Origin of the sequence: uncultured Granulicatella sp. (assembly GCF_963516875.1) — a bacterium.
In the GTDB taxonomy this organism is placed as follows: Bacteria; Bacillota; Bacilli; order Lactobacillales; family Aerococcaceae; genus Granulicatella.
On sequence record NZ_CAUQCL010000021.1, the window covers coordinates 18,776 to 30,933 of the forward strand.

The 12,158-nt window shown below is 33.5% G+C and carries 15 protein-coding genes; 8 read left to right on the plus strand and 7 right to left on the minus strand.

All coding sequences use genetic code 11. The features are described from left to right. Positions 1–89: 89 nt before the first annotated feature. The 5 genes from RWM24_RS07475 to RWM24_RS07495 form a co-directional block, all read right to left on the minus strand. Positions 90–656: a type III toxin-antitoxin system ToxN/AbiQ family toxin gene (locus RWM24_RS07475; protein WP_314078401.1), complete on the minus strand. Its 567-nt coding sequence runs from the start codon at positions 654–656 to the stop codon at positions 90–92. Between the two features lie 406 nt (positions 657–1,062). Next, complete coding sequence (locus tag RWM24_RS07480; RefSeq protein ID WP_314113039.1) at positions 1,063–2,409, minus strand: glucose-6-phosphate isomerase; 1,347 nt, start codon at positions 2,407–2,409, stop codon at positions 1,063–1,065. 60 nt (positions 2,410–2,469) lie between these two features. Continuing rightward, entirely contained in the window at positions 2,470–2,862 is a 393-nt protein-coding gene (locus tag RWM24_RS07485) for a CvfD/Ygs/GSP13 family RNA-binding post-transcriptional regulator (protein ID WP_314113042.1), read from the minus strand. Between the two features lie 9 nt (positions 2,863–2,871). After that, complete coding sequence (locus RWM24_RS07490; protein ID WP_314113044.1) at positions 2,872–3,465, minus strand: peptidylprolyl isomerase; 594 nt, start codon at positions 3,463–3,465, stop codon at positions 2,872–2,874. A 94-nt stretch (positions 3,466–3,559) separates the two neighbouring features. Further along, the gene (locus tag RWM24_RS07495) at positions 3,560–4,207 is read right to left on the minus strand and encodes a CpXC domain-containing protein (RefSeq protein WP_314113047.1); all 648 of its coding nucleotides are present in this window, start codon (positions 4,205–4,207) and stop codon (positions 3,560–3,562) included. Between the two features lie 152 nt (positions 4,208–4,359). Between RWM24_RS07495 and RWM24_RS07500 the strand changes: the two genes are divergently transcribed. The 3 genes from RWM24_RS07500 (at position 4,360) to RWM24_RS07510 (ending at position 6,447) form a co-directional block, all read left to right on the plus strand. Further along, positions 4,360–4,869, plus strand: a complete 510-nt coding sequence (locus RWM24_RS07500; RefSeq protein ID WP_006702333.1) for a divergent PAP2 family protein — start codon at positions 4,360–4,362, stop codon at positions 4,867–4,869. 2 nt (positions 4,870–4,871) lie between these two features. Further along, positions 4,872–5,873 (plus strand): NAD(P)/FAD-dependent oxidoreductase, encoded by a 1,002-nt coding sequence (locus RWM24_RS07505; RefSeq protein ID WP_314113049.1) that lies wholly within the window; start codon positions 4,872–4,874, stop codon positions 5,871–5,873. A gap of 67 nt (positions 5,874–5,940) precedes the next feature. Continuing rightward, entirely contained in the window at positions 5,941–6,447 is a 507-nt protein-coding gene (locus tag RWM24_RS07510; protein ID WP_314078387.1) for a phosphatidylglycerophosphatase A, read from the plus strand. A gap of 289 nt (positions 6,448–6,736) precedes the next feature. Here the strand turns inward: RWM24_RS07510 and RWM24_RS07515 are convergent, their stop codons facing one another. Both RWM24_RS07515 and RWM24_RS07520 read right to left on the minus strand, forming a co-directional pair. Beyond that, positions 6,737–7,441, minus strand: coding sequence for a CpXC domain-containing protein (locus RWM24_RS07515; RefSeq protein WP_314113050.1), 705 nt, complete (start codon positions 7,439–7,441; stop codon positions 6,737–6,739). A 12-nt stretch (positions 7,442–7,453) separates the two neighbouring features. Then, positions 7,454–8,710 (minus strand): hypothetical protein, encoded by a 1,257-nt coding sequence (locus tag RWM24_RS07520; RefSeq protein ID WP_314113053.1) that lies wholly within the window; start codon positions 8,708–8,710, stop codon positions 7,454–7,456. A 135-nt stretch (positions 8,711–8,845) separates the two neighbouring features. Between RWM24_RS07520 and RWM24_RS07525 the strand changes: the two genes are divergently transcribed. The 5 genes from RWM24_RS07525 to RWM24_RS07545 all read left to right on the plus strand — a co-directional run. Next, positions 8,846–9,529 (plus strand): XRE family transcriptional regulator, encoded by a 684-nt coding sequence (locus RWM24_RS07525; RefSeq protein ID WP_314113056.1) that lies wholly within the window; start codon positions 8,846–8,848, stop codon positions 9,527–9,529. 9 nt (positions 9,530–9,538) lie between these two features. After that, the gene (locus RWM24_RS07530; RefSeq protein ID WP_314113059.1) at positions 9,539–10,954 is read left to right on the plus strand and encodes a Y-family DNA polymerase; all 1,416 of its coding nucleotides are present in this window, start codon (positions 9,539–9,541) and stop codon (positions 10,952–10,954) included. Continuing rightward, on the plus strand, positions 10,951–11,331 hold the full coding sequence (locus RWM24_RS07535; RefSeq protein ID WP_314113062.1) for a hypothetical protein: 381 nt from the start codon (positions 10,951–10,953) through the stop codon (positions 11,329–11,331). Before RWM24_RS07530 ends, RWM24_RS07535 begins: the two co-directional genes overlap by 4 nt. After that, entirely contained in the window at positions 11,306–11,650 is a 345-nt protein-coding gene (locus tag RWM24_RS07540; protein WP_314113064.1) for a DUF5960 family protein, read from the plus strand. The genes RWM24_RS07535 and RWM24_RS07540 overlap by 26 nt, the downstream gene beginning before the upstream one ends. 182 nt (positions 11,651–11,832) lie before the next feature. Beyond that, positions 11,833–12,158 (plus strand): transposase family protein (locus tag RWM24_RS07545; protein ID WP_314113067.1); only part of this gene is annotated, 326 nt, incomplete at its 3' end.

Here is a 12,158-nt window from a genome sequence, read left to right on the forward strand (position 1 = left end):
AGACACCACAAAGTGGTGTCTTTTTAATGTGCCATTATGAAAAAAGGAATTTCCTATTAAAAATATTTTTAGAAATTGTGAGAATTCATTTAAATATTTTCTTGCCAATTCATCATTGCCTTCTCTAACTCTAAAAAATTACAATTTGATTTTCTAACAATTCCTGTTGTCTTTTGTTTATTATATATTTTTTCGACTTTTTTTAAAATCTTATTCTTTATCTTTAAACAAAAAGCATATTCTTTTTCAAATAAATCTTTATATCTTTGATCTTGTAATTCACTAAATTCAATTCTTTCAAAATATCCTTGAGGTACTGGTATCATTTTTTTAATATCTAATATAGATAGTACATGCATTTTTTCTTTATCAGAATAATATTTATAGATATCTCCTTTTATAGTAATACTATTACTAATTACTTCATATATCAAAAAATGCTCATCAGAAACATTCTTCCATCTTATATGTTTTTCTTTTGCAGAAGAAATCGGAATAAAGTAATAATAATTTTTTATACCCACAATAATCCCAACAAAAGGTTTAATACTCTTTCTATAAGACGAATTATAATAAACTTCTGAATCTATTTCATTTAAATATTTTAGGTAATCAGGATTTACAGTATAAAATCCATATTTAGCAACTTCTACCATCTTATTCTCCTAAAAAAAGCAGAGAAGTTTAAACCTCTCTGCTCACTTTAATGTTTCACCTTTTGGATATAGGTAGTGAGACACCTTCTTTAATGCTCCACCTTTAATGGTAGCGGGACACCCTTTTACTCACTGAAAGTGTATCAAAAATCTTTATTAAAGTCAAAAAAATTAGTATTTATTTTTTTATCAAAAATTCCATTTCTATCTCCATTACGTTCCCCATCGTATGATGGCAAACAAAAAGGAATTTCCCCGTAGCAGCAGTGATTGAAACGGCATAGCCGTTCCAATCACAGGAAATTTTGAGACCTTAGGCTCAAAATTTAGCAATGAGACTCGCTACGCGAGGCTGCTTGCGTCCTTTGCTACAATTTGGAAATTCCATTAAAATAAATTCTTTATATTATAAACGATTGTTCAACTCTTCTGCTAAGTCTTCAAATCCTGGTTTACCTAATAAAGCAAACATATTTTTCTTATACGCTTCAACACCAGGTTGATCAAATGGATTCACACCATTTAAGTAACCAGAAATACCTACAGCGATTTCGAAGAAGTAAATTAAATGACCTAAAGTATAAGCTGACATATCAGGAATTGTTACCACAAAGTTTGGAACTTGACCATCCGTATGCGCTAATAAAGTACCTTGGAAAGCTTTTGTATTTACAAAATCCATTGTTTTACCTTGTAAATAACCTAAACCATCTAAATCTTCCTCAGTTTCAGGAATTGTTACAGTTTCATTAGGAGTACCCACTTTAATAACCGTTTCGAAGATATTACGTTGACCTTCTTGGATATATTGACCTAATGAGTGTAAATCAGTTGAGAAGTTCGCACTTGAAGGATAAATACCTTTCAAATCTTTCCCTTCAGATTCACCGAATAATTGTTTCCACCATTCTGAGAAGTATTGTAAAGTTGGCTCGTAGTTAATTAATAATTCAGTCACTTTACCTTTACGGTATAATACATTTCTAGCTACCGCATATTGATAAGCTTCATTTTCTTTTAAGTTTGGTGAGCTATAAGCCACACGAGCATCTTCAGCCCCTTGCATTAATGCATCTACATCTGCACCAGTTACAGCAATTGGTAATAAACCTACAGCTGTTAATACAGTGAAACGTCCACCTACATCATCTGGAATAACAAATGTTTGATAACCTTCAACATCTGCTTCTGATTTTAATGCTCCACGAGCACGGTCAGTTGTTGCATAAATACGTTTAACTGCTTCTTCTTTACCATATTTTTTAATTAATAAATCTTTAAATACACGGAACGCAATCGCTGGTTCTGTAGTTGTACCTGATTTAGAAATTACGTTTACTGAAAAATCACGGTCTCCAATTAACTCAATTAAACCATGTAAGTAAGTTGAGCTGATGCTGTTTCCTGCAAATAACACTTGAGGTGTTTTACGTTGTTCTGCTGGTAAATAGTTGTAGAATGCATGATTTAAGAAATCAATTGCTGCACGAGCTCCTAAATATGAACCACCGATACCAATAACAACTAATACTTCAGAATCTTCTTGAATTTTTTTAGCTGCTTCTTTGATACGAGCAAATTCTTCTTTATCATAGTCACGAGGTAAGTTAATCCAACCAGTAAAATCTGCACCTGCTCCTAATCCCTCTCTTAAATCTTTGTCAACTGCTGTTACAGTTGATTGTAATTGATTGATTTCTTCTTGATTAAAGAAACCTAATGCTTTGGAATAATCAAATGAAATATGTCCCATGATGAACCTCCTAAAAATTTCTTCTTCTATTATATCAATTTTTCTATCAAATGAGTACTACTATGCTTTATTTTCTTTCGGCTTTACAAATTTTTCTTGCGCCTCTTCAATCCAATACGGCAATTGATGCGCTAAAGATGAAAATCCAATTGGAGGAGTAAAGCGTTTCTTATTTCGCTTAATTCTCGTTGGTGTAGAAGGTACATCTAATTTTTCTAATGCACGAATTGATAAACTAATTTTATCGGTAAATTCATCTACATCAATGACTTTTGCAGTTACTTCTTCTCCAATTTTTACAAAGTGATGCACATTATCCATATATCCATGCTTACATTCAGAAATATGAATTAATCCTTGTGTTTCTTCATCCAATGCTAGAAAAATTCCATAAGGCTGAACTCCTGTCACTTTAGCAGTAATCACATCTCCAATGCGATACGTCTGTGTCATGTTCAAACCCTACCTTTTCACTACTGTCGTTGATTCAATCACAACATCTTCTAATGGACGATCTTGACCATTACGTTTCACAGATTCAATTTTTAATACGACATCCATTCCTTCAACAACACGACCAAAAACCGTATGACGATGATCTAACCATGGTGTTCCACCATCTTTTGCATAAGCTTCAATAATTTTTTCTGGCCATCCCATCTCTTTTAATTGTGTTAACATTTGAGCTGGAACATGTTTTGCTGTAACGATAAAAAATTGTGAACCATTTGTATTTGGTCCAGCATTTGCCATTGAAAGAGCTCCGTAAAGATTAAATAATTCTTTTGAAAATTCATCTTCAAATTTTGGACCCCAAATCGATTCTCCACCCATACCAGTACCAGTTGGGTCTCCACCTTGAATCATAAAATCTTCAATCACACGATGAAAAATCACTCCGTCGTAATAGCCATTTTTCGCATGTGTCACAAAGTTTTTAACCGTCTTCGGTGCACGCTTTTTAAATAATTCTAACGTAATATCCCCCATATTTGTATGTAAAATTACAACAGGGTTTCCTTTTAATTGTCTTCTTAATTGTGGAAATATAACCATTTTCCCCTTATTCTTCCCTTCTTTTCTAAGTTTTATACTGCTTCAATTAAACCATAAAATGCCTTTTTTATCAATTTATGGACGAAGTTTCAACCTACTCTTCTCCAACAGAAGTAACAATTTGTGCCCAATAGCGATCCACTAATAAATCTTTCTCTGGCTTTGCTTTTTCTAATTGCTTTTCTGCAATTTTTAGCAGTTCTTCTGAAACTGGAATAAAATGAGAAATTTGCTTTCCATTTACAATATAAATTCCTACTCCTGCTTCTTGTTGGTTACTAAAAAGAATACGATCAAATACGATATTTTTTTGCAACATTCGATCTACGCAATAATATTTTACAATTTCAATGATGCGGTCATCATACCCTTCTTCAGCAATGCATAACTTTTCAAAAAATTCATCACAACTTCCCACATATCGAACCGCATATCCGCTATCTAAGAAATCTTGATTTGTTGTTTGATCATCGATTAAGACTTGTTGCAATTCCTTTTGCATTTCTTCTTCCTTTGGATAGAAATGAATCAAAATTTTCTTATCCATATCTTGGTAATTCAAAATATATGGAATAAAGTATTTTTGCTCACAATGTGGACAAGTACATTGAAATACTGTTTGATTGATTAATTTTTCTTTTAACTCTGGAGTTTCAGTCACATTCACATTTTGATAAATCGTATAGTCAAAAGACTTTTGACATGTTTCACAGTGAATTGGGACTTGATTTACTTCTGTCATGAATATACCTTCTTTCGAATTCTACTGTGCCTAGTATACCACGCTCGTCAAAAACTTTCCCCTTTTATTTACTGTTTTTCCTTTCCTTATTTGGTATAACGTTTAAGAATATGGTATAGTATAAAAGACTAATTAGGAAAGAGTGTATATATATGACTATTTTTGAAAATTATCCTTTAATAGCAGCATTATCATCAATATTATTTGCACAATTTGTTAAATTCCCAATTGCCTTTTTCACTCGAAAAAAAGGAGCACATTTATCCCTTATGACAAGTACGGGTGGAATGCCAAGTTCTCACTCTGCAGCTGTTACTTCACTCATTACAGCTCTTGGATTGGAATATGGATTTGCTTCTCCGCTTGTAGCAATTGCCACAACATTTGGTGTGATTGTCATGTTTGATGCGATGGCGGTTAGACGTCAAAGTGGTGAACAAGGAATTTTATTATCACAATTATTTGAAGAACAATTAAGAGATGAATCTACAAAATTATCCGAAATTGAAATTGATGATGATGAACCGATTCAATTATTTAATACAGAAGAAAATAAAAAATTAATTATTAAGAAATATCTTGGACATAAACCAGTAGAAGTATTTGGTGGTGCAATGACAGGAATTGTGATTGCTCTTCTACTACGCTTCTTATATTTCTAAGAATGGAGAATGAAATGATAACAACAGAAATCGTAGATATTGCCATTATTGGTGGCGGACCCGTTGGATTATTTACTGCTTTTTATGCAGGACTTCGTCAAGCAAGCGTAAAAATTATCGAAAGCCTTCCTCAACTTGGAGGACAACCTGGAATGTTATATCCTGAAAAAATGGTTTACGATATCCCTGCTTATCCTGAAATTTTAGCTGGAGATTTAGTAGAAAACTTAATCAAGCAATTAGATCGATTTGAATCTACACAAATTTGCTTAGAAGAAGAAGCTCTTCAAATTGAAAAGCACGAAGACTACTATGAAATTACAACTTCTAAACAAAAACACTTTGCAAGAACGATTATTATTGCATGTGGGAACGGAGCTTTCCGTCCTCGTAAATTAGAATTAGAAGGTGCAGAAAATTATGAAAATCATCAACTGCACTACTTCGTGACTAATTTAGAACAATTTAGAGATAAAAACATTGCCATTTGTGGTGGCGGAGATTCAGCAGTTGACTGGGCATTAACATTAGAAAAAATTGCGAAAAAAGTTAGCATCATTCACCGTCGCCCACAATTTAGAGCACAAGAGCATAGTGTTGAATTACTACAACAATCTTCTATTGAAATCTTCACACCGTTCATTCCTGAACGCTTAAACGGAGATGGAAATACACTTCAATCTGTTACTTTCAAACAAGCTCGTGGAGAAGAAGAAATTGAGTTAGAAGTGGACGACTTTATTGTCAGCTACGGTATTTCCTCTTCTATCGGATCTATTAAAGATTGGGGATTAGAACTTCAACGAAATGCGATTATCACAAATAGCAAAATGGAAACAAACCTTCCAGGTGTATTTGCCGTTGGAGACATCGCTACTTACGAAGGAAAAGTTCAAATTATCGCAACAGGATTTGGGGAAGCGCCGATTGCTGTCAACCAAGCAATGGCATACATTCATCCTGAGAAAAGAATTCAAACAGTTCATAGTTCTTCTCTTTTCTAGGAATATATGTTATAATGATGTATTCGTTTCCACTTTTAAATTCTGGAAACGTGGAAGGAGAGTTTTTATGAAAAATACAAAAGAATTACATGAATATGCATTATCACTTCTCCATGAACGTGGAGTTGAATTAGAAGAAATTGCAAAATTAGTTCATTTCTTACAAGAACCATATTTTCCTAATTTAACGCTTGAACACTGCTACAATAATGTTGAATTTGTTCTAAAAAAACGTGAAGTCCAAAATGCCATTATTACAGGAATTGAGTTAGATAAATTAGCTGAAAAAAATCAATTATCACAACCATTAAATGATATTCTTACAAAAGATGAAGGTTTATATGGTGTAGACGAAATTCTTGCTTTATCAATCGTAAATGTTTATGGTTCTATCGGATTTACAAACTATGGTTATATTGATAAAGTAAAACCAGGAATTTTAGAATTATTAAATGATAAATCAAGTGGCTACTGCCACACTTTCTTAGATGATATCGTAGGTGCTATCGCAGCAGCAGCAGCAAGTCGTGTAGCCCACGGATATCCAGAATACCAAGAAACAGAATTAGATTAATTTAATAACATAACATTAAATAAAATAAACTTTTCTAAAGTAACAAGGACGGCAAGGAAATCGATATTACGATTTCCTTGCCGTCCTTTTTCATCTTCAGCAAAGCCTATCCACATTGTATTCGCAACCTTATATTTGTTCGCTTTAAAGAAAACAGGCTTTGCGCTGTTGCTCGAGTACTATCAGCCACTCTGGATGATAGTACTGGAAAATTTGAGACCCTAGGCTCAAATTTTAGCCAAGAGACCCGACAAGGGGCTACTGGCGTCCACAGCAACCCCAGCAAAGCCTAGTTTTCGCCCTCTCCCAGTTCTTCAAGACGCTTTTTCATAATTTTTTTAATTTCATAAGTATCAACTTCATACTGTATACATTCACACTCTTCAGAAAAATCTTCTAAAATATCCTCATATTGCTCTTCATCAAATTCTACCGCAAATACAGGACGACTATCTTGTACACCAACAAAAGCTTTGTCTTGATCATCTATAAATACTAAACGATCAAATTCTTTATCAAAATCATACTCAAGCTCCATATATGATTTCAGCAATTCGACTGCTACATCATTTAAACCTGCTTCAAAAATGATCATCTTTTCCACTGCTGAACCATAGTTCGGTTCAAAACGAATACGGTATCCCTCTTCATCTAATGCACGAACTTCAAGAACAAAATCTTTTTCCTGTTCTGATGTAATTCCTAATCCATGTGACACTTGCATGAGTTTAACACCATTATCATATTCATTGTCACTATAATAAATACGATATTTCTTAACATGATTATCAATGATAAACTCATCTTGATCTATTAGCACAGTATGTTCTTCACGACAATAAGGACATTCAAATTCAAAAATAGATCCGTCTAAAATATAAGGAATCAATTCTTGTTGCCTTGGTAATTCAACTTTTTGATATTCCCGTACACTAAAATGTCGTCTACAATGCAAACATCTAATCTCTCTATCTATAAATAATTTTTCTGTCATCTCTTCACCTATTTACTCTATATTCATCCAAATTGTAGCATCTTCATCATCCACATATGTTGTCCACGCTACACCAAATGAAGCCTTCTTAGCTGTTGGTGGATAATATACAACACCGTTTGAGTCTACTTCAATTTCATAATGTTCTGGATCTACCTTTTCAGCCCACATTCCGACTGCTAACTGATTCCATTGCCACTGTGCTCCTAGTAAATCAATTCCCTCATAAGATTTAATATAGCGCATTTCCTCGAAGTCCATCGAAGTTTTTAATACAACCATTTTTCCTTCTAATTCCTCTAACTGAGTAGGTCTTAAACGATATGCCCCATTGACTAAATTTTCTTTCCATACTCTTAATTGAGTAAATTCATAGTGCATTGGAATGACTTCGCCATCTGCTTCTAACCAAAACTCACCAATCGTTGTTTTTAAAATATGCACTGGATTTACCGTTTTATTTTTTCTACCAAAAATCGTTTTCTCTCTTAATTCATTTTCTCTAGAGTTATAAATAATCTGCTCTTTTGGAATGGATAACTGATACTCGTTCACAGCTTCTTGAGTAGAAGAAACAACATTGGTAATATATTTCAATTCTTCTATTGGAAAATCTGCTGCCTCTTCATCACCGTAAAAGACTTTTTCGACGAAAGCTTCTACTTCTTGAAAATATTCTCCCACAGGAACTGTTACATAATCACCCACTTGTACTTCTAGATTTTTATGGCATAAATACACATATTGTTTTCGACTACCTTCAAAACTTACTCTACAATATTTATATTCTCCATCTTGATGACTCGGCTCAACTTCTTCCACTGGAGGAACACTATATTCACGACAAGATTCTAAGAAAGCAAGCAATTTAAAAATTTCTTCGTCAAATAAACTAATCTCATAATATTCTGTTAAATATCTTCCACCTTTGATAAAAGGACGCAATCGAATTCCTAATAAGCAAACATCTGATTCATATTCTTTAGGAGAAAAATATAAAGCAATATCCTCTTCTTCAAATGATAAATGCCAAGGCTCTGTTTCTTCATTTTCTTTCATTTTTCTTAAAGATTCAATCCATTGATCCACTTCTCTTACACGGAGAAATTCTCCATTAACTTTTAAAGATACAAAAGCATTTTCAATCGAACATTTTCCATTTACCCATTGATTAGGAGTAGCTTCTTTTCCAATCGTACTTCCGTCAAACTCAAATGACAATGTTGTACCTAGAAATAATTTTTCTTTAAAACGAACTTTATTTCTCATATAATTCCTCCCTGTTCTTCTCTTGTATCTTATCATTTTTCAATTTTATTCGCTATTAATATAGGTGGATATTGCCATCCTACATTTCATATGATAAACTATTGTTAAGTTATAAATTAACAACGGAGGTGTATCATGTTTTCAGCAAATCGTCTAAAAGAAATCCGTACTCAACACGGGTATTCTCAATCTTTTATCGCAAAACAACTAGAAATTAGTCGAGTAGCTTACCATCATTGGGAAAATGGAAAAACAATTCCAAATCAAAAAAATTTAATCGCACTAGCAGACATTTTCAATGTAAAAGCCAGTTATTTTGAATCGGAATATACTATTGTGACGAACTATTTACAACTACATTCAAACAATCAAAAAAAGGCAGAGCACTATGTAGAGCAATTGCTTCATCAGCAACAAAGTCAAAAAACGCTCTATCCGATTACCGTATTAGCAGAAGTAAAACTTTCTGCCGGATTAGGAAAAGGTATTTTTGATGAATATGAAACAGAAATTGTCTACTCTCCAACAGAGCAACGAGGGTATGATATTGCTGCATGGATTCAAGGAGATTCGATGAGTCCCGCTTATCAAAATGGTGAAGTCGCTCTTATTCAAGCTAATGGATTTGATTATGATGGAGCAGTCTATGCCCTAACATGGAACGAGGCCGTTTATATTAAGAAATTATATCGAGACGAACAAGGCTTTAGAATGGTTTCTTTAAATCCGAATTACCCAGAGCAATTCATTCCTTATGAAGAAAATCCACAAGTAGTTGGACTCGTCGTGAATCACTTTATGCCGGTATCTGCTTCCTAGAGGTTCAAAATGACCGTTATTGATTATGCAAGAGAACCACATAGTGATATTGCCTTTATTGATATGAAATCATTCTATGCTAGTGTGGAGTGTGTAGACCGTGGATTGAATCCATTAACAACTTGCCTTTGTGTCATGAGTCGTGCAGATAATGCTAATGGACTGATTCTTGCTTCTTCCCCTATTTTTAAGAAGATTTTTGGAAAAGCAAATGTCAGTCGCTCTTATGATTTACCTTTTCATATTCAAACAAGAAAATTCAATCTAGCTGCTGCAAAAAGACAAGGTTTACCCATCAATCAAAATGTTATACGTTATGTAGAAAATTGGGCGCAAAAAACATTAATTGTCCCCCCGAGAATGGATCGCTACATTGAAAAAAATATGGAAATCCAAAAGATTTTTCAAAAATTTGCTGCGCCGACAGATATTCTTCCTTATTCCATTGATGAAGCTTTTATTGATTTAACTTCTTCCTTGAATTATTTTATCTCGCATCATCAATTCACTAAAAAGGAAAAATTAGATGTTCTTTCTTCCAAAATCCAACAAGAAATATGGAGAAAAACAGGAATTATTTCAACTGTTGGAATGAGCAATGCAAATCCCCTTCTTGCTAAACTAGCTCTCGATAATGAAGCTAAAAAAACAAAAACAATGCGGGCAAATTGGTCCTATGAGGATGTTGAAACAAAGGTATGGGCTATTCCTTCCTTAACTGATTTCTGGGGAATTGGCAGCAGAACAGAAAAAAGATTACATAAACTAGGCATTCATAGTATTCGTGAATTAGCTGAGAGTAATCCGGATGATTTACAAAAAGAATTTGGCATCATAGGAGTTCAACTTTGGTTTCATGCCAATGGCGTAGATGAAAGTAATATCCATCAACCTTATAAAGTACAATCAAAAGGAATTGGTAATTCACAGATTTTACCACGAGATTATATTCATCAAGAAGATGTAGAAGTTGTCTTATCAGAAATGGCGGAACAAGTAGCCATTCGGTTAAGAAGACGACACAAAAAAACAAAACTGATTTCTATTTATATTGGCTTTTCAAAATATGAAATGAAGGCTTCCCTTCATTGCCAAGAAGCCATTGAACCAAGTAATCAAACAGCCATCTTAACAAAGGCTGTCTTACAATTATTTCGCAAAAAATATCATAGCGGTGCTGTCCGCCAAATTGGAGTACGCTATAGTGACTTAGTAGATGATAAATATTCCATTATTTCATTATTCGATGATCCCATCCTCATGGAAAAAGAAGAAAAATTACAACAAGCCATTGATGGCATTCGAGATGAATTTGGATTTTTATCCATTCAAAAAGGAACTTCCCTATTAGAAAGTTCAAGAAATATTGCTCGTAGCAAACTCATTGGAGGACATTCTGCTGGAGGTTTGGAGGGATTAAAATGATTGATCGTTCTTATTTACCCTTTCGTTCTGCTCGCTTATATCAAGATCGAAAAATGGCAAAGTGGATGGGATTTTTTCTTTCTGAACATACAAGTGCATTAGAAGATGATGCAATCCCTATTCCTACTCATTCACAACTCAGTTTAGAAGAAAAATATTTATTATTAGGGCAATTACAGTTATATTCTTTAAAAGCTTATATTTCTATTCTTGAAAACAAGCAACTATCGCACTATACAGGCACATTAGAAAACCTCACTGCTACGGAATGTTTATTAAAACTCAGTAATGGCTATCAAAGAATTTTTATTGAAACTATTGTCTCTATTCAACAAGTAGAGGAGGAACAGAATGAATCAACAAGATTATTATCGTAATGAACTGCAAATGGATTATTTTAGTGAAGAGTATCGTCGTTTTGAAGAAGACTTTTATCGCTATTCTTCTCTAACGATTCCTCTGACTTTTTTAATCGATGATGTATTATTATCCATGGCAAAATCAAATCGTCCTTATTTTAAACTAAATGGGAAAAATGCATTGGACCATCAGGATCATTATTTTCTCTTTACGATTGAAGAAGAAGCAACTCAACCATCGATTCGCCTCTATCGCTATCATTGCGTTACTCATTCACTAGAACAATTAAAGACACAATATCTTTCACAACAACAAAAACAGCTCTCTCCTCATTAGGAAAGAGCTGTTTTTGATTGCTGGCGTCCACCTGCTACTATAACTTAGGAAGTCATTTAAATGGTTCTATAATTTATAGGGTTGATGGAGAAAATCCACCAACCCTATTTTAGTGTATACAAAAAGGGCTTCATCCCTTATATTAAAAGCGTCTAAACTATTTAAGAGGAGATGAAAACCCTATGACTACTATACAAGAAGTCGTGCTACAAATCAAAGATAAAAATATAAAATGGGAAAATAATGTGGAGGAAGTGTATTTTAAAAAGAAAAAAAGCCTGTTTTTCTACGCTACTTATACGTATTGTCCTGATACTTATCCTAACTGTGGCTGTGTAAATCACGATAATTCTATTGTAAAAAATGGTACTCGTACTTCTCGCATTACTCTTAATCAAGTTTCTGGATTACCTGCCTTTCTTAAATTAAGAAAACAACGCTTTTTCTGCCGTAAATGCTCCCATAGTTTTACTGCTGATACAACTAGTATTGTTGACCGTAATGGTTT

Excerpts from the sequence above, each read along its gene's own strand:
- RWM24_RS07495 (WP_314113047.1), bottom strand. The coding sequence starts at position 4,207 with ATGACAGAAGTAAATCAAGTCCCAATTCACTGTGAAACATGTCAAAAG.
- RWM24_RS07505 (WP_314113049.1), top strand. The coding sequence starts at position 4,872 with ATGGAGAATGAAATGATAACAACAGAAATCGTAGATATTGCCATTATT.
- RWM24_RS07525 (WP_314113056.1), top strand. The coding sequence starts at position 8,846 with ATGTTTTCAGCAAATCGTCTAAAAGAAATCCGTACTCAACACGGGTAT.
- RWM24_RS07490 (WP_314113044.1), bottom strand. The coding sequence starts at position 3,465 with ATGGTTATATTTCCACAATTAAGAAGACAATTAAAAGGAAACCCTGTT.
- RWM24_RS07510 (WP_314078387.1), top strand. The coding sequence starts at position 5,941 with ATGAAAAATACAAAAGAATTACATGAATATGCATTATCACTTCTCCAT.
- RWM24_RS07480 (WP_314113039.1), bottom strand. The coding sequence starts at position 2,409 with ATGGGACATATTTCATTTGATTATTCCAAAGCATTAGGTTTCTTTAAT.
- RWM24_RS07540 (WP_314113064.1), top strand. The coding sequence starts at position 11,306 with ATGAATCAACAAGATTATTATCGTAATGAACTGCAAATGGATTATTTT.
- RWM24_RS07500 (WP_006702333.1), top strand. The coding sequence starts at position 4,360 with ATGACTATTTTTGAAAATTATCCTTTAATAGCAGCATTATCATCAATA.
- RWM24_RS07515 (WP_314113050.1), bottom strand. The coding sequence starts at position 7,441 with ATGACAGAAAAATTATTTATAGATAGAGAGATTAGATGTTTGCATTGT.
- RWM24_RS07485 (WP_314113042.1), bottom strand. The coding sequence starts at position 2,862 with ATGACACAGACGTATCGCATTGGAGATGTGATTACTGCTAAAGTGACA.
- RWM24_RS07475 (WP_314078401.1), bottom strand. The coding sequence starts at position 656 with ATGGTAGAAGTTGCTAAATATGGATTTTATACTGTAAATCCTGATTAC.
- RWM24_RS07535 (WP_314113062.1), top strand. The coding sequence starts at position 10,951 with ATGATTGATCGTTCTTATTTACCCTTTCGTTCTGCTCGCTTATATCAA.
- RWM24_RS07530 (WP_314113059.1), top strand. The coding sequence starts at position 9,539 with ATGACCGTTATTGATTATGCAAGAGAACCACATAGTGATATTGCCTTT.
- RWM24_RS07520 (WP_314113053.1), bottom strand. The coding sequence starts at position 8,710 with ATGAGAAATAAAGTTCGTTTTAAAGAAAAATTATTTCTAGGTACAACA.